This is a genomic window from Cedecea sp. VD22 (genome assembly GCF_037150195.1).
GTDB lineage: Bacteria > Pseudomonadota > Gammaproteobacteria > Enterobacterales > Enterobacteriaceae > Cedecea.
Map to the genome: position 1 here is coordinate 1,058,891 of NZ_JBBCPX010000001.1, position 20,582 is coordinate 1,079,472.

Here is a 20,582-nt window from a genome sequence, read left to right on the forward strand (position 1 = left end):
CGTGCTGGAGGATATTCGTGCCAATAGCTGGAGCCTGCGCCCGTGCTGCATGGTGCTGGCCTATCGCGTAGCCCACTTTTGCTCGGTGTGGCGCAAGAAAAACGTTATCAACAACCTTTGGGCTGCGCCCGTGCTGCTGGCCTACCGATTCATTACCGAATGCCTGTTTGGCTATGAAATTCAGGCGGGCGCCACCATTGGCCGCCGGTTCACTATTCATCACGGCTATGCGGTGGTTATCAATAAGTTCGTCGTCGTCGGGGATGATTTCACCATCCGCCACGGCGTCACCATTGGTAACCGGGGGAACAGTCTCGCCTGCCCGGTGATTGGCAACGGCGTTGAGCTGGGCGCCAACGTAATCATTGTGGGCGATATCACCCTCGGCAATAACGTGACGGTAGGCGCGGGCAGCGTGGTGCTGGACAGCGTGCCGGACAATGCGCTGGTGGTCGGTGAAAAAGCTCGGGTGAAGGTGATCCAATGAACATCATGCAATTTAATGTCCGCCTGGCCGAAGGCGGTGCGGCGGGGGTGGCGCTCGATCTGCACCAGCGTGCACGTCTGGCCGGGCTGTCCTCACGTTTTATCTACGGCTATGGCAAAGGCGGCAAGAAAAGCGCCAGCCACGACATTTATCCCGACGTTGAGAAACACACGCCTCGCCTGGTGTCGGTTGCCAATATCGCGCTGTTCCGTTTTCTGAACCGCGATCCATTCGGCAATCTGAATAAGCTTTACCGTCGGGTCACTCGCAGCCCACAGCCGGTTGTGCTGCACTTCCATGTGGTGCACAGCTATTGGCTGAACCTGGACGAAATGGTGTCGTTTTGCCAGCGGGTGAAGGCGCACAAGCCGGATGTTACCTTCGTCTGGACGCTGCACGATCACTGGAGCATTACCGGGCGCTGCGCCTTTCTGGACGGCTGCGAAGGCTGGAAAACCGGCTGTGTTAAATGCCCGACGCTGAACAACTATCCGCCGGTCAAAGTGGATAAGGCGCACCAGCAGGTGGCGGGCAAGCGCCAGCTGTTTCGCGAGATGCTGGCGCTGGGCTGCAAGTTTATCTCCCCCAGCCAGCACGTCGCCGAAGCTTTTAATCAGCTCTATGGTGCCGGGCGCTGCAGCATCATCAATAACGGTATCGACGTCGCCACCGAGGCGATTCTGGCGGAGCTGCCTGAAAGCGGTGTCGCGACGGTGAAGCCCCGCGTGGCTATTGTGGCCCACGATCTGCGCTATGACGGCAAAACCAACCAGAAACTGGTACAGGCAATGATGGCGCTGGGCGACAAAATTGAGCTGCATACCTTCGGCAAGTTCTCGCCGTTTGAAGGCGCTAACGTGGTGAACCACGGCTATATGACCGACAAGCGCGCGCTGATGAGCGAGCTGAACACGATGGACAGCCTGGTGTTCAGTTCCCGTGTGGATAACTATCCGCTGATCCTGTGCGAGGCGCTGTCTATCGGCGTGCCGGTGGTGGCGACGAGCAGCGAGGCCGCGGATGAAGTTCTGCGTAAAGTGGGGGGCAAAACCTTCACACCGGAACACGTTCTGGCGCTGGTGCAGCTTAAAAAAACGCAGCTGGCAGAGCAGGTTTTCGCGACTGATTTAGCGACCTTCCGTGCAGCCAGCCGCACGGCCTATAGTGGCAAGCAGATGCTGGAGGAATATGTCTCGTTCTATCAGGGTCTGTAGCTATCTGCTGCTGCCGTTCATCTATCTGGTGGTGAACATTAAGCTCGCCTCGCTGGGGGAGAGCTTCCCGATAACCATCGTGACCTTCCTGCCGGCGATTTTGTTTCTGTATATCGAGCGCATCAACCTTAAAAAATTGATGATTGCGTTGGGTGTGGGGGCGGGACTGACGGCGTTTAACTACATTTTTGGCCAGTCGCTCGACCCGGCCAAGTATGTCACCTCGATGATGCTGTTTGTCTATATTGTGCTGATATTGGGCATGACATGGAGCTGCCGATTCAAAACTATTTCTCAGCGTAATCACCGCAAGATATTACGGTTTTTCTATGCCGTGGTGGGCATTATTGTGGCGCTGGCGGCGGCGGAAATGGCTCAGATTATTCTGACCGGCGGCAGTAGCCTGATTGAGAAAATTTCAAAATTTCTCATCTACAGCAACAGTTACGTGCTCAACTTTATTAGCTTTGGTGGGCGGCGTACTACGGCGCTCTATTTCGAGCCCGCTTTCTTCGCCCTGGCATTAATCTCAATTTGGCTCAGCATCAAACAGTTTGGTATCAAAACGCCGAAAACTGATGTTATGATTCTTTTAGGGATAATCCTGTCAGGATCTTTCTCCGGGGTAATGACGTTTATTTTGTTTTATCTGCTGGAGTGGGCGTTTCAATACCTTAATAAAAGCGCCATTAAAAAGAAGTTGCCATTGGCAATTATTTCACTGGCTGTTTTTTTAATCGGTTTGGTATTCGCTTTCCCTTATATCGCAACCCGTGTTGGCGATTTGGGAACTGAAGGGTCGTCATCGTATTATCGTATTATTGGTCCATTGGCGATGGTTGGTTACTCTCTGGCAAATGTTGATGGCGTAGTACGGTTTGGTTCTCTCTATGAATATGTCGCATCATTCGGAATATTTAACGGTGCGGATGTAGGGAAAACCGTGGACAATGGACTGTATCTGCTGATTATTTATTTCTCATGGTTTGCAGTATTAATGACCGCTTGCTATATGTGGCGAGTCATGAAAATGATGCGCAATGCCTTTGGCAATAATGAGAATTATCGTGTTCAGCTTTGGTTGTTTATGCCTGTATCTTTGTTTTTTACCGGTTCTATTTTTAGCCCGGAATATGCATTTTTAATTGTTTGCCCATTTATTTTGCGTAAAGCAATTAAGCATTCGCTGCCAGGAGGTGCGCAATAATGTTATTAACTGTTATTACAGTGGCATGGCGTAACCATGCCGGGGTCGTGAAGACCTGGCAATCGCTGGCGCACCTGGCACAGGCCAAAGGCATCGAGTTCGAATGGATTGTGGTGGACGGCAACTCTCCAGACGGCACGGCTGAGTTTCTTGCTGGCCTGCAGGGCCAGTACAACCTGCGCTTTGTCAGTGAGAAAGACAGCGGCATTTACGACGCGATGAACAAAGGCATCGCCATGGCGCAGGGGCGCTATGCGCTCTTTCTGAACTCCGGCGATGCTTTCCACCCTGAGATTGCCGAGGTGATTTATCAACTGGCAGCCTTAGGCGAGCGCGATGACGCGATGGTGATTGGTGACGCGCTGCTGGATTTTGGTGACGGCAATAAAATTCGCCGCAGCGCCAAGCGGGGCTGGTATATCTACCACAGCCTGCCGGCCAGCCATCAGGCTATCTTTTTCCCGCTCTCTGGACTGCGTAAATATCCCTACGATCTGCAATATAAAGTCTCATCCGATTACGCGCTGGCGGCAAAAATGTATAAAAACGGCTATGCCTTTAAGCGTATCAAAGGGCTGGTGTCTGAATTTTCAATGGGCGGCGTGTCTACCTCTAACAATATTGAATTGTGCCGTGATGCGAGACATGTTCAGCGAGAAATATTACGCGTGCCGGGCTTTGTTGCCGAACTCTCTTTCCGACTCAGGTTAAAAACAACCGGCAAAGCAAAAGCGCTTTATAACAAAGCTTAAAGCTCACAGGAAATATTATGCAGGATTTAAGCGGCTTCAGTGTACCGAGGGGGTTTCGCGGCGCGAGCGGCATTAAAGTGCAGTTGTGGTGGGCGGTTCAGGCCACTTTATTTGCCTGGTCTCCGCAAGTTTTATATCCGTGGCGTGCCTTTTTATTACGTGTTTTTGGGGCGAAGGTAGGCAAGAAGGTTGTTGTTCGCCCCTCGGTGAAAATTACCTACCCATGGAAGTTAACGCTCGGAGATTATGCCTGGGTTGGCGATGATGCCGTGCTCTATACCCTCGGTGAAATTAGCATCGGCGCAAATTCCGTGGTGTCGCAAAAATGTTATTTGTGCACCGGCAGTCACGATTATATGAGTCAGCATTTCGATATTACCCAGTCACCGATTGTTATCGGCGAAAAATGCTGGCTGGCAACGGATGTATTTGTTTCCCCGGGCGTCACGATAGGCGATGGCTGTGTCGTGGGAGCCCGGAGCAGCGTTTATAAATCATTACCGGCGAATGCCGTTTGCCGGGGAAACCCGGCAGTAAAAATACGCGACCGCGCGTAATGCTTTCACCCTTGCTGTGTTTGTGACTGTTTATCTCCCCTGCGGAGAGACAGGGAGTGAGGGGTAAGGGCCAATAAAAATGTTCACAGAGGATAAATTATCATGACTAAAGTAGCTCTCATTACGGGTGTCACCGGACAAGACGGCTCTTACCTGGCGGAATTCCTGCTGGAAAAAGGCTATGAAGTCCACGGTATCAAGCGCCGCGCCTCTTCTTTCAATACCGAACGCGTGGACCACATTTATCAGGATCCACACGCGGGTAACCCAAAATTCCATCTGCACTATGGCGACCTGACCGATACCTCCAACCTGACCCGTATTTTGTCCGAAGTGCAGCCGGATGAAGTCTACAACCTGGGCGCGATGAGCCATGTCGCGGTTTCTTTTGAGTCACCGGAATACACCGCGGACGTGGATGCGATGGGCACCCTGCGCCTGCTGGAAGCCATTCGCTTCCTCGGCCTCGAAAAGAAAACGCGCTTCTACCAGGCATCCACTTCAGAGCTGTACGGCCTGGTGCAGGAGAGCCCACAGAAAGAAACCACGCCTTTCTACCCACGTTCCCCCTACGCAGTCGCCAAGCTTTACGCCTACTGGATCACCGTCAACTACCGTGAATCCTACGGCATGTATGCCTGTAACGGCATTCTGTTCAACCACGAATCTCCGCGTCGCGGCGAAACCTTCGTCACTCGCAAAATTACCCGCGCGATTGCCAACATCGCTCAGGGCCTGGAGAAGTGCCTGTACCTCGGCAACATGGATTCCCTGCGCGACTGGGGCCACGCCAAAGACTACGTGAAAATGCAGTGGATGATGCTGCAGCAGGAAAAACCGGAAGACTTCGTGATCGCCACCGGCGTGCAGTACTCCGTGCGTCAGTTCGTAGAAATGGCGGCGGCTCAGCTCGGCATCAAACTGCGCTTTGAGGGTCAGGGCGTGGAAGAGAAAGGCATTGTGGTTTCCGTCACGGGTCACGACGCGCCGGGCGTGAAACCAGGCGACGTTATCGTCTCCGTTGATCCGCGTTACTTCCGTCCTGCGGAAGTGGAAACCCTGCTGGGCGACCCAACCAAAGCGCACGAAACGCTGGGCTGGAAGCCGGAAATTACCCTGCAGGAGATGGTTGGTGAAATGGTAGCCAAAGACCTTGAAGCGGCGAAGAAACACTCTCTGCTGAAGTCCCATGGTTATGAGGTCGCCATCGCGCTGGAGTCCTGAGCATGAATAAAAAACGTATCTTTGTTGCCGGTCACCGTGGGATGGTCGGCTCGGCCATCGTCCGCCAGCTCGGGCAGCGCGATGACGTTGAGCTGGTGCTGCGCGGGCGCGATGAGCTGAATCTGCTGGACGCTGGGGACGTTAATGCCTTCTTCGCCAGCGAGAAAATCGACCAGGTTTACCTGGCGGCGGCAAAAGTGGGCGGTATCGTCGCCAATAACACGTTCCCGGCAGAGTTTATCTACGAGAACATGATGATCGAAAGCAACATTATTCATGCCGCGCACACGCACGGCGTGAACAAACTGTTGTTCCTCGGCTCATCCTGTATTTACCCGAAGATGGCGAAGCAGCCGATGGCCGAAAGCGAGCTGCTGCAGGGCACGCTTGAAGCCACGAACGAGCCGTATGCGATTGCCAAGATTGCCGGGATCAAGCTGTGCGAGTCCTACAACCGCCAGTACGGGCGGGATTACCGCTCGGTGATGCCGACCAATCTGTACGGGCCGAACGACAACTTCCACCCTAGCAACTCTCACGTTATTCCGGCCCTGCTGCGCCGCTTCCATGAGGCCACCCAGGAGAATGCCCCGGACGTGGTGGTATGGGGCAGCGGCACGCCGATGCGTGAGTTCTTACACGTCGACGACATGGCGGCAGCCAGCATTCACGTGATGGAGCTGGATCGGGAAGTGTGGCAGGAGAATACCGACCCGATGCTGTCGCACATTAACGTCGGCACCGGCGTGGACTGCACTATCCGTGAACTGGCGCAGACGCTGGCCAAAGTGACCGGCTACCGGGGGCGCGTGGTGTTTGACGCCACCAAACCTGACGGCACGCCGCGCAAGCTGCTGGATGTATCCCGCCTGCATCGCCTCGGCTGGTATCACGAGATTTCCCTGGAGGCGGGCCTCGCCAGCACTTACCAGTGGTTCCTCGAAAATCAGCAGCGGTTCCGGGGGTAAGCATGTTTTTGAGCGCGGAAGATTTTGCCACCGTAGTGAGCGCCACGCCGCTGATCTCCATCGACCTTATCGTCGAAAACCAGGCGGGCGAATTCCTGCTGGGTTTGCGGACCAATCGCCCTGCGAAGGGCTTTTGGTTTGTGCCGGGGGGAAGGGTGCTGAAGAACGAAACGCTGGCGAATGCTTTTATTCGTCTCACCGAGGCTGAGCTGGGCAAATCGTTCACTCTGCTGGACGGGGAGTTTTACGGCGTCTGGCAGCATTTCTACGGCGATAACTTCTCCGGGAAGGATTTCTCGACCCATTACGTGGTGCTGGGTTTCCGCCTGCGGGTGGACGACAAACAGCTGAACCTGCCTGCTGAGCAGCACAAAGCGTACTGCTGGCTGACGCCGGAAGCGCTGCTCAAGCGGGAAGACGTGCACGACAACAGCCGTGCTTACTTCATCACCCAGGGCAAAGGGAAGGTACCGGGCTTATGAAAATTCTGGTCTACGGCATTAACTATTCCCCGGAGCTGACCGGCATCGGCAAGTACACCGGTGAAATGGTGGAGTGGATGACCAGCCGGGGCCATGAGGTGCGGGTGATCACCGCGCCGCCTTATTATCCGGTCTGGCGCGTGCACCCGGACTACTCGGCGTGGAAATACAAAAAAGAGTCGGGGAAAGCGACCGTCTGGCGCTGCCCGCTGTATGTGCCGAAGCAGCCTTCGACGCTCAAACGCCTGATTCACCTGGGCAGCTTCGCGCTGAGTTCATTTTTTCCGCTTCTGGCGCAACGCAGCTGGAAGCCAGACCGGGTCATTGGCGTGGTGCCGACGCTGTTTTGCGTGCCGGGGATGCGCCTGCTGGCAAAACTGAGCGGGGCGCGCACGCTGCTGCACATTCAGGACTACGAGGTGGACGCGATGCTCGGCCTCGGTATGGCCGGAAAGACACCGGGAAAAATTGCTCGCCTGGCCCAGCTCTTTGAAAAAAGCGGGCTGCACAACGTTGATAACGTCTCCACCATTTCTCGCTCGATGATGAACAAGGCTACCGAGAAAGGCGTCGATCCACAGCGGGTGATTTTTTTCCCTAACTGGTCGGAAGTGGCGCGTTTCCGTGATGTTGATCCGGCGCAAATCCAGGCCGTGCGCCAGGCGCTCAACCTGCCGGAAGATAAAAAAATCATTCTTTACTCCGGCAACATCGGCGAAAAACAGGGGCTGGAAACGGTGATTGAAGTGGCGGGCCGCTTCTCTGAGAGCCCGTATCTGTTCGTGATTGTGGGCCAGGGCGGCGGTAAAGAGAGGCTCGAAAAACTGGTGCACGTTCACGGGCTGAGTAACGTGGTGTTCCACCCGCTTCAGTCTTACGACGCGCTGCCCGCGCTGCTCTGCCTGGCCGATTGTCATCTGGTTATCCAGCGCCGGGGAGCGGCGGACGCCGTCCTGCCGTCAAAACTCACCAATATCCTGGCCGTCGGCGGCAATGCGGTGATTACCGCCGAGCCTGAAACAGAGCTGGGCCAGCTTTGCGAAGCGTATCCGGGCATTGCGGTTTGCGTGATGCCTGAGTCCGCCGATGCGCTGGCGGCGGGCATTGAACGCTGTCTGCAGCTGCCACAACACAACACGATGGCACGTGAATATGCCGAACGCACGCTCGAAAAAGAGAACGTGTTAAGCCAATTTATTGCTGCGATTTCTTCATAAAAAGACGGGGATAAATGATGAGTCAGTCACAACTCTATCCGGTGATCATGGCGGGCGGAAACGGGAGCCGTCTCTGGCCGCTGTCCCGCGTGCTGTACCCCAAGCAGTTCCTCTGCCTGAAAGGGGATCTGACCATGCTGCAAACCACCATTAATCGCCTGAACGGGGTAGAGTGCGAAAGCCCGGTGGTGATTTGCAATGAGGAACACCGCTTTATTGTCGCCGAGCAGTTGCGCCAGCTAAGTAAACTGACCGAAAATATCGTGCTGGAACCGGCCGGGCGCAACACCGCGCCAGCCATTGCGCTGGCCGCCCTGGCCGCGCTGCGTAACCAGCCGCAGCAGGACCCGCTGATGCTGATTCTCGCCGCCGATCACGTCATCCAGAATGAAGAAGCTTTCCGCGAGGCGGTGCGCTGCGCGATGCCTTATGCGGAAGCAGGCAAGCTGGTGACCTTCGGGATCGTCCCCGACCTGCCGGAAACGGGCTACGGCTATATTCGCCGTGGTGCAGTGACGACGCCGGAAAACGGCGCCGATGCCCTGGCGTTTAGCGTCGCGCAGTTTGTCGAAAAACCCGATCTCTCCACCGCCCAGGCCTATGTCGCCTGCGGCGAATACTACTGGAACAGCGGCATGTTCCTGTTCCGCGCGGGCCGCTATCTGGAAGAGCTGGCGAAGTTCCGCCCCGACATTCTGGCCGCCTGCGAAAAAGCCATGGCGGGCGTTGACCCGGATCTGGATTTCGTTCGCGTGGATGAGCAGGCGTTCCTGGCCTGCCCGGATGAGTCTATCGACTATGCGGTAATGGAAAAAACCGCCGATGCGGTGGTGGTGCCTATGGACGCCGGCTGGAGCGATGTGGGCTCGTGGTCCTCGCTGTGGGAAATCAGCGCCAAGAGTCCGGAAGGGAACGTACATCACGGCGATGTCATCAGTCACGAAACCGAAAACAGCTACATCTATGCCGAATCCGGCCTGGTCACTACCGTGGGGGTGAAAGACCTGGTCGTGGTGCAAACCAAAGATGCGGTGCTGATTGCCGACCGTGACCACGTACAGAACGTGAAGAAAGTGGTGGAGCGCATCAAAGGTGATGGCCGCCACGAGCACCATAACCACCGGGAAGTTTACCGCCCGTGGGGGAAATACGACTCCATCGACGCCGGGGAGCGTTACCAGGTGAAGCGCATCACCGTTAAGCCTGGCGAAGGGCTCTCGCTGCAAATGCACCACCACCGCGCCGAACACTGGATTGTGGTGGCGGGCACCGCCAAAGTCACTCTGGGGGATGAGATTAAGCTGCTGGGTGAAAACGAGTCTATCTACATTCCGCTCGGCATGACCCACTGCCTGGAAAACCCCGGCAAAATTCCCCTCGACCTGATTGAGGTCCGCTCCGGTACCTATCTGGAAGAAGACGACATCGTCCGCTTCCAGGATCGCTACGGACGTATTTAATCCCTGACTAAAAAACAAGCTCCACGGGCCAAAGACCCGTGGGTTGGGTAACTGTTGCCCGAAGGAGCGAAATCATGCAGCAACTGACCTGTTTTAAAGCCTACGACATCCGCGGCCGCCTGGGCGACGAGCTAAATGAAGACATCGCCTGGCGCATTGGCCGCGCCTACGGTGAGTACCTGAAGCCAAAAACTATCGTGCTGGGCGGCGACGTGCGTCTGACCAGCGAATCGCTGAAGCAGGCGCTGGCGCGTGGCCTGCAGGATGCGGGCGTGGACGTGCTGGATATTGGCCTGTCCGGTACCGAAGAGATTTACTTTGCCACCTGGCATCTGGTCGTGGACGGCGGCATCGAAGTGACCGCCAGCCACAACCCGATGGACTACAACGGCATGAAGCTGGTGCGCCAGGGAGCTCGCCCTATCAGCGGTGACACCGGCCTGCGGGACGTACAGCGCCTGGCGGAAGCCAACGACTTCCCGCCGGTGGATGAGGCGGCGCGCGGCAGCTATCAGAAAGTGTCGGTGGTAGACGCTTATCTCGACCATCTTTTCTCGTACATCAACGTCAGCCACATCAAGCCGCTGAAGCTGGTGGTGAACTCCGGTAACGGCGCGGCCGGCCCGATTGTGGACGCCATCGAAGCCCGCTTTAAGGCACTTAATGTCCCGCTGACGTTTGTGAAGGTGCACAACACGCCGGACGGCAATTTCCCGAACGGTATTCCTAACCCGCTGTTGCCGGAGTGCCGCGCCGATACGCGCGACGCGGTGATTGCGCACGGGGCGGATATGGGCATCGCGTTTGACGGGGACTTTGACCGCTGCTTCCTGTTCGACGAGAAAGGGCAGTTTATCGAGGGGTACTACATCGTGGGCCTGCTGGCGGCGGCGTTTCTTGAGAAACAGCCCGGGGCAAAAATCATTCACGACCCGCGGCTGTCCTGGAACACGGTCGATATCGTCGAGCGTGCGGGTGGCCAGCCGGTGATGTCGAAAACCGGGCATGCGTTTATCAAAGAGCGGATGCGTGAAGAGGATGCCATTTACGGCGGGGAGATGAGCGCCCATCACTATTTCCGCGATTTTGCCTATTGCGACAGCGGGATGATCCCGTGGCTGCTGGTGACCGAATTGCTGTGCCTGAAGGGCAAAACGCTGGGCGAGCTGGTCGAGGATCGCATGGCTGCGTGGCCGGCCAGCGGTGAAATTAACAGCAAGCTGGAAGCGCCGGCAGAGGCGATTGAACGTGTACGCGCGCATTTCGGCCCGCACGCGGCAGAGATTGACCACACGGACGGCATCAGCATGGCGTTTGGCGACTGGCGCTTCAACCTGCGCAGCTCTAACACCGAGCCTGTGGTGCGCCTGAACGTGGAGTCCCGCGGAAACGAGGCGCTGATGCAGGCGCGAACGCAGGAAATTATGGCTCTGCTGAACCAATAATCTGCCGTATTGAGGTGTTTAACCCTCACCCTGACCCTCTCCCTGGAAGGGAGAGGGAATATCAAGCGCCAGCTTTTCTCGCACTCTCCAGTGGAGAGGGAATAGTCAGGTGCCAGCTTTTCTCCCTCTCCACCGTGGGGAGAGGGCTGGGGTGAGGGGGAAAACACCGATGCGACAACTTTCAAAGGTAAAACGATGACAAATCTAAAAAAGCGCGAGCTGCCAAAAACCAACGCATCGTTGATCTCTATGGTGCAACGTTTTTCTGACATCAGCATCATGTTTGCCGGGCTATGGATGGTTTGCAAGGCTAACGCTTTGCCTTTTCTCTATATGCATTTGCTGATGGCTTTATTAACCCTCGTTGTGTTCCAGATGATCGGTGGGATGACGGATTTTTACCGTTCATGGCGCGGGGTGAAAATGTCCAGCGAGCTATTCCTGTTGCTGCAAAACTGGACGCTGAGCGTGGTTTTCAGCGCCGGGCTGCTGGCGTTTAACAGCGATTTTGATGGCTCTTTCTGGGTTTATCTGGCCTGGTATGCCTTGGCCGGTGTGGGGATGGTTATCTGCCGGTCATGGATCCGTTTTGCCGCAGGCTGGCTGCGTAATAAAGGTTTTAATACGCGACGCGTTGCCATTGCGGGCTCTTTGCCGGTCGGACAGATGCTGGCGCAGAGCTTCAAGAATGAACCGTGGCTCGGCTTCAACGTGCTTGGCGTGTATGACGATGAGCCGCCTGCAGGTGCCCTGGTTAGCTATATTGGCAACTTCAATACGCTGGTGGCGGACGCCCGCAGCGGCCAAATTGATAAAGTCTATATTGCGATGGAAATGAGCCACGAGTCGCGCATTAAAAAGCTGGTGAGTGAGCTGGCGGATACCACCTGTTCGGTACTGCTGATCCCCGATGTTTTCACCTTTAATATCCTTAATGCCCGCACCGAAGAGGTCAACGGCGTGCCGGTTGTGCCCCTGTTTGAAACGCCTTTGAGTGGCTTTAACAGCGTACTCAAACGGCTGGAAGATATCGTGCTCTCCTCTTTTATCCTGCTGCTCATTTCCCCTGTTCTGCTTTGCATTAGCCTGGCGGTGAAGCTGACTTCGCCCGGGCCGGTTATTTTCCGCCAGACGCGCTACGGCATGGACGGCAAGCCAATCAAAGTGTGGAAATTCCGCTCTATGAAGGTGATGGAAAACGACGCGGTGGTTGTGCAGGCCACGAAAGGGGATTCGCGCATCACGCCGGTAGGCAGCTTTCTGCGCCGCACCTCCCTCGACGAACTGCCGCAGTTTATCAACGTGCTGCTGGGCGGTATGTCCATCGTCGGCCCTCGTCCCCATGCCGTGGCCCATAACGAGCAATATCGCGCGTTAATAGAAGGCTACATGCTGCGCCACAAGGTCAAACCGGGCATTACCGGCTGGGCGCAAATTAACGGCTGGCGCGGGGAAACGGATACGCTCGACAAGATGGAAAAGCGCGTGGAGTTCGACCTGGAATACATTCGCGAGTGGAGCCTGTGGTTCGACATCAAGATTGTCTTCCTGACCGTTTTCAAAGGCTTTGTTCACAAAGCGGCATACTGACCGGAATCCAACATGAGCCTGAGAGAAAAAACCATCAGCGGGGCGAAGTGGTCCGCGATTGCAACGGTGATCATTATTGGTTTAGGGCTGGCGCAGATGACGATTCTGGCCAGAACTATTGATAACCACCAGTTTGGCCTGCTGACGGTGTCGCTGGTGATCATCGCCCTGGCCGATACGCTGTCTGATTTTGGTATCGCCAACTCGATTATTCAGCGCAAAGAGATAAGCCAGCTGGAGTTGACCACGCTCTACTGGCTGAATGTCGGGCTGGGCGTGCTGGTGTGCATCGCGGTGTTTTTACTGAGCGATGTGATTGCCGGCGTGCTGCATAACCCGGACCTGTCGCCGCTGATTAAAACGCTGGCCTTTGCTTTTATTGTCATCCCTCACGGGCAGCAGTTTCGCGCCCTGATGCAAAAGGAGCTGGAGTTTTCAAAAATCGGCTCGATTGAGACTGTGTCCGTGCTGGTGGGGTTCAGCGTCACCGTGACGGCGGCGATGTACTACCCGTTTGCCATCACGGCAATCATCGGTTACCTGGTGAATACCGTCGTTCGTACCTCACTGTTTGGCTTCTTTGGCCGCAAGATTTACCGCCCTGGCTTCCACTTCTCCCTGAAGTCAGTGAATTCCAACCTGAAGTTTGGCGCCTGGCTGACCGCCGACAGCGTGATCAACTACGTCAATACCAACCTTTCCACGCTGGTACTGGCGCGTATTCTCGGGGCTGGGGTCGCCGGCGGCTATAACCTGGCTTATAACGTGGCCGTCGTGCCGCCGATGAAGCTCAACCCGATCATCACGCGCGTGCTGTTTCCGGCGTTTGCCAAAATTCAGGACGACACGGCGAAGCTCCGGGTGAATTTTTACAAGCTGCTGTCGATTGTGGGCATCATTAATTTCCCGGCGCTGCTGGGGCTGATGGTGGTCTCCAATAACTTCGTCCCGCTGGTGTTTGGGGACAAGTGGCAGTTCATCACGCCCATCCTGCAACTGTTGTGCGTTGTTGGCCTGCTGCGTTCCATCGGGAATCCCATCGGTTCGCTGCTGATGGCCAAAGCGCGCGTGGACATCAGCTTCAAATTCAACGTGTTTAAAACCTGCCTGTTTATTCCGGCGATTATTGTCGGCGGCCGGCTCGGCGGCGCGCTCGGCGTGACGCTCGGTTTCCTGCTGGTTCAGGTTGTGAACACCGTGCTCAGCTATTTCATCATGATTAAACCCGTGCTGGGCTCCAGCTATCGGGAATACATCCTCAGCATCTGGCTGCCTTTTTATCTCTCACTCCCAACGCTGATTGTCAGCGCCGGGCTAGGCATCGCGCTGACCGGGCATTTGCCTCTAGCGATGTTGCTGGCGGCACAGGTCGTCGCGGGAGCTGCAGCGTTTATCGTGATGATTATTTTGTCCCGCAATGCGCTGATCGTTGAACTGAAGCGGCAGTTTTGTCGCAGCGAACGCCTGAAAGCGCTGCTCCGCGCTGGCTAAGAACAACAAAGAGGGGAAACCACATTTTCCCCTTTGTCATAAAGTTAGAGGTCGATATGAAATTACTTATTCTTGGCAACCATACTTGCGGCAACCGTGGTGATAGCGCCATTTTGCGCGGGTTGATTGACGCCATCACGACGCTTGATGACAGCATTCATGTGGATGTGATGAGCCGCTACCCGGTCAGTTCTGCCTGGCTGCTGGGGCGCCCGGTGCTGGGTGACGGGCTCTACAAGCAGATGAAGCGGTATAACAACGCCGCCGGGCTGGTCGGGCGGGTCAAAAAAGTCCTGCGCCGTAAATATCAGCACCATGTGCTGGTAGCGAAAGCAAGCAACACCGGGCGGCTGCGTAACATCGCCATCCCACAGGGGTTTATTGATTTTGTGAAATCGCTGCAGGAATACGACGCGATTATTCAGGTGGGCGGCTCTTTCTTTGTCGATCTTTATGGCGTCACGCAGTTTGAGCACGCGCTGTGCAGCTTCATGGCCCGCAAGCCGGTTTATATGGTTGGCCACAGCGTGGGCCCGTTCCAGGAGCCGCAGTTTAACCAACTGGCGAACTACGTCTTTGGGCACGCTAAATCCCTGATTCTGCGCGAAACCGTAAGTCTGGCGTTGATGAAGCAAAGTCAAATCGACACCAGCAAGGTGGAACAGGGCGTCGATACGGCGTGGCTGGTGGCGCAGCATGAAGAGGATTTTGTGCCGGGTTATGCGGTTAAGCACTGGCTGGGCGTGGTCGAGAGAAAGAGAACCGTGGCGATTACGCTCCGCGAACTGGCGCCGTTTGATAAACGCCTCGGCACCACCCAGGAAGCCTACGAGAAGGCCTTTGCCGAAGTGGTAAATCGCACGATTGAACAGGGCTATCAGGTCCTGGCGCTTTCCACCTGCACCGGCATCGACAGCTATAACAAAGACGACCGCATGGTGGCGCTCAATATCCGCCAGTACATCACCCAACCCGATGACTACCACGTCGTGATGGACGAGCTGAACGACCTGGAAATGGGCAAAATTTTTGCTGCCTGCGAGCTCACGGTGGGCACGCGTCTCCACTCGGCCATTATTTCGATGAACTTCGGCACGCCGGCTATCGCCATCAACTACGAGCACAAATCTGCGGGCATCATGCAGCAACTGGGGATGCCAGAAATGGCTATTGATATTCGCCAGTTGCTGGACGGCTCTTTGCAGGGCGTAGTGGCGGATGTTTTGGGGCAATTGCCCGCGATTAACCAACGTCTTACGGCGGCAGTGAGCGCTGAGCGTGCTAACGGCATGAACATGGTGCGCTCGGTGCTTGAGCGAGTTAAGGAGGAGAAATGAAGGTCGGTTTCTTCCTGCTGAAGTTTCCCCTGGCGTCGGAAACTTTTGTGCTGAATCAGATAACCGCTTTTATCGACATGGGCCACGAGGTTGAGATTGTTGCCCTGCAAAAGGGCGACATGACCAATACCCACGCGGCGTTTAAAAGCTATGGGCTTTCGGAAAAAACCGTCTGGCTGCTCGACGAGCCAGAAGGTAAAGTCGCGAAGCTGAAAAACCGGGCGTGGAATACGCTGCGGGGGACTTTGCGAGGCAGCACATGGCGAGCGCTTAACCGCACGCGCTATGGCGATGAAGCTCGCAATCTGATCCTGTCCTCGATTTGTGGCCGGCAGAAACAGCCGCTTGAGGCCGACGTTTTTATTGCTCACTTTGGCCCGGCGGGCGTTACGGCCGCCAAGCTGAAGGAGCTTGGCGTGCTCAACGGCAAAATTGCCACCGTGTTTCACGGGATTGATATCTCGCACCGGGATGCGCTGGCTCACTATACGCCGGAATACAGGCAGCTGTTTGAGCGCGGGGACTTAATGCTACCCATCAGCAATCTCTGGGCCAGCCGCCTGAAAAACATGGGCTGCCCGGAGAGCAAAATTGCGGTCTCAAGGATGGGCGTGGATATGGACAAGTTTTCTTTAAGACCCATGAAAACGCCGGGGGCGACGCTGGAGATTATCTCGGTGGCGCGGCTGACGGAAAAAAAAGGGTTACATTTTGCCATTGAAGCCTGTCGCCTGCTGAAGGCGCGCGGCGTGGCATTTCGCTACAACATTTTAGGCATTGGCCCCTGGGAGCGTCGTCTGAAGACGCTGATTGAGCAATTGCAGCTGGAGGACGTGGTCTTTATGCCCGGTTTTAAGCCCAGCCATGAAGTGAAGGCGATGCTGGACCAGGCCGATCTGTTCTTGCTTCCTTCGGTGACCGGCGAAGACGGGGATATGGAAGGCATCCCCGTGGCGCTGATGGAGGCGATGGCCGTTGGCATTCCGGTCGTGTCTACCGTTCATAGCGGTATTCCTGAGCTTATCGACGCCGATGAGTCGGGCTGGCTGGTGCCGGAAAAGGATGCTTTTGCGCTCGCCGATAAGCTACAGGTTGCGGCTTCTGTGCCAGAAAGTGACCTGCAGTTAATACTGGCTCGGGCAAGAGAGAAAGTCGCCGGCCAGTTCAATCAGCAGGTTATCTACCAGCAGCTTGCCCGTCAGCTTCAGACGCTATAAATCACCGAATCTTATGCTGAGGACTTATGTCGAAAAGCAATTCACTGAAGCATCTTCCTTTCTCTGCGTCTCGCCGCAAACTGCTCGCCGCAGGCTCTGCGTTAGCGGCGACATCCCTTATTCCCGGCACGGTAAACGCCATTGGCCGGGGAACACAGGTAAACATCAAAGATTTCTACCAGGCCGATTGGATCGCCGCGTTTAACAAGGCGTTTGCCGCAGCGGATGTGGTTGAAGTCCCGGCAGACGTTGTCTGTGACAGCATGAATACCGCCATTTTTATGCCGCAGGGGAAAACGCTTCATGTGGCTGGTGGGCTGAAAGGGAATGGCAAAGGGCGATTTGTACTGCAGGATAGCTGCCAGATAGTCGGGGAGGGAAAAGGGCGATTTAACAACATCACGCTGGATGTGAGGGGATCCGACTGTACGATCAAGGGCATAGATATGAGCGGGTTTGTCAATGTGGCGCAGATTTACATTGGCGGGAAAGATAACCGGACTATGCGCAATCTGACTATCGACAACATCACGGTACATGATGCCAACTACGCCATCCTGCGGCAGGGGTTTCACAACCGGATGGAGAATGTGCGTATCACCAACGGCCACTTCAGCCATCTGCAAGGGGATGCCATTGAGTGGAATGTGGCGATCAACGACCACGACCTGCTGATTTCCGACCACGTTATTGACAACATTAACTGTACTAATGGAAAGATTAACTGGGGAATAGGTATTGGGCTGGCGGGCAGCACATATGACAATAATTATCCCGAAGATCAGGCGGTAAAAAACTTCGTTGTGGCCAACATTACCGGCAGCAACTGCCGGCAATTAGTCCATATTGAGAATGGGAAGCATTTCCTTATACGTAACGTAAAGGCGCGCAATATTAATCCGAGCTTTAGCCGCACGGCAGGGATTGATAACGCAACCGTGGCAATATATGGCTGCGATAACTTTGTCATTGACGATGTGGATATGGTTAACAGCGCCGGGATGCTGATTGGTTATGGCGTCATTAAGGGAAATTACCTGTCTATTCCGCAAAACTTTAAGTTAAGCGATATTAAACTCGATAATAGCGAACTGAGTAGCCCTCTGCGCGGCATTCAGATCTCATCCGGGAACGCAACCTCCTTTGTGGCACTGAATAACATCACACTCAAGCGCGCCTCGCTTGAGTTTCATAACAAACCTCAGCACCTTTTCATGCGAAATATCAACGTAATGCAGCTTTCTACGGCAGGACCAGCCCTGAAGCTGAACTTCGACCTCCGCAAGGATGTGCGCGGCAAGTTCATGGCCAAAGACGGCACGCTGCTTTCGCTGGCGAATATTCACGCAGTAAATGAAAGGGGGCAAAGCTCGGTAGACATAGACCGGATCGATCAGCTGCACGTCAACGGTGAGAATCTTAATTTTGCGCTCTCAAAAGTAAGTAAATAATAATGCAACCCCTTTTACGACAATTCTGAGTCAACGAAGGCTGAAATAGCGGCATTGACATATTTCGTTGACACTTCTATGGCGCTAGCATGAATCATTCGTTTAATAAATTCATGCTGGCATCAGAGCACGAAAAGACTATAATCTTCCAACCATTTAGAGGTGGGACTAAGAATGACTAATTTAAAAGCAGTTATCCCGGTAGCCGGTTTGGGCATGCATATGCTGCCTGCCACTAAGGCGATTCCTAAAGAGATGCTGCCTATCGTTGATAAGCCGATGATCCAGTACATTGTCGACGAAATTGTTGCCGCTGGTATCAAAGAAATCGTGCTGGTAACCCACTCTTCCAAGAATGCTGTTGAAAACCACTTCGACACCTCATACGAGCTGGAAGCCCTGCTTGAGCAGCGCGTTAAGCGTCAGCTGCTGGCCGAAGTCCAGTCTATTTGCCCGCCAGGCGTCACCATCATGAACGTTCGTCAGGCCCAACCGCTTGGGCTGGGGCACTCTATACTTTGCGCGCAGCCTATCGTGGGTAACAATCCTTTTGTTGTGGTACTGCCGGATGTTGTGCTTGATGGTGCTACTGCCGACCCGCTGCGCTATAACCTGGCTGCAATGGTGGCTCGCTTCAATGAAACGGGGCGAACTCAGGTTCTTGCTAAGCACATGCCAAATGAAGATCTGGCGGCGTATTCTGTGATCACCACGAAAGAACCGCTGCAGAATGAAGGGCAGGTGAGCCGTATGGTCGAGTTTGTTGAAAAACCTGACCAGCCGCAAACGCTGGACTCCGATCTTGCAGCCGTTGGACGTTATGTCCTTTCGGCTGATATTTGGCCGTTGCTGGAAAAAACAGAACCGGGTGCATGGGGACGTATTCAGCTCACGGATGCCATCGCGGTATTGAATGAAACTCAGCCGGTTGAAGTGATGCAGATGACCGGCGAGAGCTACGACTGTGGTAAGAAAATGGGCTATATGCAGGCGTTCGTCCAGTACGGGCTGCGCAACCACAAGGAAGGCCAGAAGTTTCGAGAAAGCATTCAGAAGCTGCTAGCTAAGGCATAAGTTCTGTTTTAAGTCGCTGTCATGGAGGAGAGCGGGGTAAACGGTGGCATGGCGTTCAGTCTTAGGCAGGCTTTGAACGTTGAGCCGCCGTTTTGCTTTATAAATAAACAATGAAGTTTAAGATTTTCATAGGGTTATCATTTTTTGGTTGTTCTGTATAGACCAAAATTTTTCCTTGAGAATCGCTGTGTGAAATATAGAATCGTGGCGATTTCTGATACGCAGTACCGGAAGGTACGAGATCTCCCATGTTTGCAGTGCACTGGTAGCTGTTGAGCCAGGGGCGGTAGCGTGTTCTTATCAAAAGCTTATTCAACCATTCTCGACATTCCTCATGAGTTTGTGTCATATCATCTAATTGCCGAAGCTTATATCATATATGAATAATATTGCGTTTATTGTTACAAAATCTGAAATAGGTGGAGCTCAAAGCTGGACCAATGAGATGATGAAGTTAATTAAAAATGATGCCTCAATTCATTTGATAACATCAGAGCATGGATGGTTAACGGAGCAAGGGAACTTCGATAAAGTTTTTATTTTACCTGAATTGAAAAAACACTTTAGCTTTTTAGGTTATATTCGGTTATTGAAATATATTAGAAAAGAAAAAATATCTGTAATGATAGCAAGCTCAGCTAATGCCGGGATTTTCAGTCGGATGGCAAAGCTGTTTGTCAGATTTAAATGCATTTATGTATCTCATGGATGGTCATGTATCTATAATGGTGGGACATTAAAGTCACTCTTTATTAAGATTGAGAAGTATCTTTCTGTTTTAACTGACGCTGTTTGGTGTGTCTCAAAAAGTGACTCTGATAAGGCCAGGGATATAATTGGTATTAATGAAAATAAGATAATTAATCTAACCAACTCTGTGCCAAAAATGCAAAGCAGAATTAAACAGAGCAACGAAAAGAAAATAATCTTTGTTGGAAGACTAACGCATCCAAAACGTCCCGACCTTCTGCTGTCGGTTGTTGCGAAACACCCGGATATTAAATTAGATGTGGCGGGTGCCGGCGATCGGCTGGCTGCGTTAGCAGCAAAATACGAGAAATTTAATAACATCAAATTTTTAGGTGAGGTTAAAAACTTCAGTAATTATTCTGAGTATGATGTTTTTGCACTTATTTCAGATAGTGAAGGCCTCCCGATGTCTGCATTAGAAGCACACACCGCAGGTTTACCTTTGCTTCTAAGCGATGTTGGTGGTTGCTATGAAGTTATAAAAAAAAATGGATTATTAGTATCTAATAATGAAAAAGATATAGAAGAAAAATTACTGGAGATACTAAATAATTATGAACTTTATCTTGTTAATGCACAGCAGGATAAAGAAAAATTTGAATTCAATAGTTATAAAGATGCATACAAGCAATTTATTTTGTCTTAGTCATAAACGTAAT

At 53.7% G+C, this 20,582-nt stretch carries 18 protein-coding genes; all 18 read left to right on the forward strand.

Annotated elements, in window-relative coordinates; all coding sequences use genetic code 11:
• The first annotated feature begins 1 nt into the window (after position 1).
• Positions 2-487, forward strand: coding sequence for a colanic acid biosynthesis acetyltransferase WcaB (gene wcaB, locus WFK85_RS04965; protein ID WP_166991234.1), 486 nt, complete (start codon positions 2-4; stop codon positions 485-487).
• Entirely contained in the window at positions 484-1,701 is a 1,218-nt protein-coding gene (locus tag WFK85_RS04970) for a glycosyltransferase (RefSeq protein WP_166872535.1), read from the forward strand. Before wcaB ends, WFK85_RS04970 begins: the two co-directional genes overlap by 4 nt.
• Positions 1,676-2,908, forward strand: a complete 1,233-nt coding sequence (gene wcaD / locus WFK85_RS04975; protein WP_336707480.1) for a colanic acid polymerase WcaD — start codon at positions 1,676-1,678, stop codon at positions 2,906-2,908. The genes WFK85_RS04970 and wcaD overlap by 26 nt, the downstream gene beginning before the upstream one ends.
• Positions 2,908-3,660 carry a colanic acid biosynthesis glycosyltransferase WcaE gene (gene wcaE / locus WFK85_RS04980; RefSeq protein ID WP_336707481.1) on the forward strand — a complete coding sequence of 251 codons (753 nt, stop codon included), beginning with the start codon at positions 2,908-2,910 and terminating at the stop codon, positions 3,658-3,660. The genes wcaD and wcaE overlap by 1 nt, the downstream gene beginning before the upstream one ends.
• A gap of 17 nt (positions 3,661-3,677) precedes the next feature.
• A complete protein-coding gene (gene wcaF, locus WFK85_RS04985) occupies positions 3,678-4,217 on the forward strand; it encodes a colanic acid biosynthesis acetyltransferase WcaF (RefSeq protein WP_336707482.1) in 540 nt (179 codons plus the stop codon).
• 102 nt (positions 4,218-4,319) lie between these two features.
• A complete protein-coding gene (gene gmd / locus WFK85_RS04990; protein ID WP_336707484.1) occupies positions 4,320-5,441 on the forward strand; it encodes a GDP-mannose 4,6-dehydratase in 1,122 nt (373 codons plus the stop codon).
• A gap of 2 nt (positions 5,442-5,443) precedes the next feature.
• Positions 5,444-6,409 (forward strand): GDP-L-fucose synthase, encoded by a 966-nt coding sequence (gene fcl, locus WFK85_RS04995; RefSeq protein WP_166991250.1) that lies wholly within the window; start codon positions 5,444-5,446, stop codon positions 6,407-6,409.
• Between the two features lie 2 nt (positions 6,410-6,411).
• Entirely contained in the window at positions 6,412-6,891 is a 480-nt protein-coding gene (locus tag WFK85_RS05000; RefSeq protein WP_039295183.1) for a GDP-mannose mannosyl hydrolase, read from the forward strand.
• Entirely contained in the window at positions 6,888-8,108 is a 1,221-nt protein-coding gene (gene wcaI, locus WFK85_RS05005; RefSeq protein ID WP_336707487.1) for a colanic acid biosynthesis fucosyltransferase WcaI, read from the forward strand. Before WFK85_RS05000 ends, wcaI begins: the two co-directional genes overlap by 4 nt.
• A 17-nt stretch (positions 8,109-8,125) precedes the next feature.
• Entirely contained in the window at positions 8,126-9,568 is a 1,443-nt protein-coding gene (gene cpsB, locus WFK85_RS05010) for a mannose-1-phosphate guanyltransferase (RefSeq protein WP_336707488.1), read from the forward strand.
• 74 nt (positions 9,569-9,642) lie between these two features.
• Entirely contained in the window at positions 9,643-11,013 is a 1,371-nt protein-coding gene (cpsG, locus tag WFK85_RS05015) for a phosphomannomutase CpsG (RefSeq protein WP_336707490.1), read from the forward strand.
• A gap of 195 nt (positions 11,014-11,208) precedes the next feature.
• Positions 11,209-12,603, forward strand: coding sequence for an undecaprenyl-phosphate glucose phosphotransferase (gene wcaJ, locus WFK85_RS05020; protein WP_166991262.1), 1,395 nt, complete (start codon positions 11,209-11,211; stop codon positions 12,601-12,603).
• A gap of 12 nt (positions 12,604-12,615) precedes the next feature.
• Entirely contained in the window at positions 12,616-14,094 is a 1,479-nt protein-coding gene (locus WFK85_RS05025; RefSeq protein ID WP_336707492.1) for an MOP flippase family protein, read from the forward strand.
• 56 nt (positions 14,095-14,150) lie between these two features.
• Entirely contained in the window at positions 14,151-15,431 is a 1,281-nt protein-coding gene (gene wcaK, locus WFK85_RS05030; RefSeq protein ID WP_336707494.1) for a colanic acid biosynthesis pyruvyl transferase WcaK, read from the forward strand.
• Positions 15,428-16,648, forward strand: a complete 1,221-nt coding sequence (gene wcaL / locus WFK85_RS05035) for a colanic acid biosynthesis glycosyltransferase WcaL (protein ID WP_336707496.1) — start codon at positions 15,428-15,430, stop codon at positions 16,646-16,648. The genes wcaK and wcaL overlap by 4 nt, the downstream gene beginning before the upstream one ends.
• Positions 16,649-16,674: 26 nt before the next feature.
• Positions 16,675-18,099, forward strand: coding sequence for a colanic acid biosynthesis protein WcaM (gene wcaM / locus WFK85_RS05040; RefSeq protein WP_336707498.1), 1,425 nt, complete (start codon positions 16,675-16,677; stop codon positions 18,097-18,099).
• 174 nt (positions 18,100-18,273) lie between these two features.
• Positions 18,274-19,173, forward strand: a complete 900-nt coding sequence (galF, locus tag WFK85_RS05045) for a UTP--glucose-1-phosphate uridylyltransferase GalF (RefSeq protein ID WP_166991277.1) — start codon at positions 18,274-18,276, stop codon at positions 19,171-19,173.
• A 379-nt stretch (positions 19,174-19,552) separates the two neighbouring features.
• Positions 19,553-20,569, forward strand: a complete 1,017-nt coding sequence (locus WFK85_RS05050) for a glycosyltransferase (RefSeq protein WP_336707499.1) — start codon at positions 19,553-19,555, stop codon at positions 20,567-20,569.
• Positions 20,570-20,582: the final 13 nt, after the last annotated feature.

Bases quoted from the DNA above. Each gene is read 5' to 3' on its own strand.
- WFK85_RS04970 (WP_166872535.1), top strand. From the start codon at position 484: ATGAACATCATGCAATTTAATGTCCGCCTGGCCGAAGGCGGTGCGGCG.
- wcaD (WP_336707480.1), top strand. From the start codon at position 1,676: ATGTCTCGTTCTATCAGGGTCTGTAGCTATCTGCTGCTGCCGTTCATC.
- wcaE (WP_336707481.1), top strand. From the start codon at position 2,908: ATGTTATTAACTGTTATTACAGTGGCATGGCGTAACCATGCCGGGGTC.
- wcaF (WP_336707482.1), top strand. From the start codon at position 3,678: ATGCAGGATTTAAGCGGCTTCAGTGTACCGAGGGGGTTTCGCGGCGCG.
- gmd (WP_336707484.1), top strand. From the start codon at position 4,320: ATGACTAAAGTAGCTCTCATTACGGGTGTCACCGGACAAGACGGCTCT.
- fcl (WP_166991250.1), top strand. From the start codon at position 5,444: ATGAATAAAAAACGTATCTTTGTTGCCGGTCACCGTGGGATGGTCGGC.
- WFK85_RS05000 (WP_039295183.1), top strand. From the start codon at position 6,412: ATGTTTTTGAGCGCGGAAGATTTTGCCACCGTAGTGAGCGCCACGCCG.
- wcaI (WP_336707487.1), top strand. From the start codon at position 6,888: ATGAAAATTCTGGTCTACGGCATTAACTATTCCCCGGAGCTGACCGGC.
- cpsB (WP_336707488.1), top strand. From the start codon at position 8,126: ATGAGTCAGTCACAACTCTATCCGGTGATCATGGCGGGCGGAAACGGG.
- cpsG (WP_336707490.1), top strand. From the start codon at position 9,643: ATGCAGCAACTGACCTGTTTTAAAGCCTACGACATCCGCGGCCGCCTG.
- wcaJ (WP_166991262.1), top strand. From the start codon at position 11,209: ATGACAAATCTAAAAAAGCGCGAGCTGCCAAAAACCAACGCATCGTTG.
- WFK85_RS05025 (WP_336707492.1), top strand. From the start codon at position 12,616: ATGAGCCTGAGAGAAAAAACCATCAGCGGGGCGAAGTGGTCCGCGATT.
- wcaK (WP_336707494.1), top strand. From the start codon at position 14,151: ATGAAATTACTTATTCTTGGCAACCATACTTGCGGCAACCGTGGTGAT.
- wcaL (WP_336707496.1), top strand. From the start codon at position 15,428: ATGAAGGTCGGTTTCTTCCTGCTGAAGTTTCCCCTGGCGTCGGAAACT.
- wcaM (WP_336707498.1), top strand. From the start codon at position 16,675: ATGTCGAAAAGCAATTCACTGAAGCATCTTCCTTTCTCTGCGTCTCGC.
- galF (WP_166991277.1), top strand. From the start codon at position 18,274: ATGACTAATTTAAAAGCAGTTATCCCGGTAGCCGGTTTGGGCATGCAT.
- WFK85_RS05050 (WP_336707499.1), top strand. From the start codon at position 19,553: ATGAATAATATTGCGTTTATTGTTACAAAATCTGAAATAGGTGGAGCT.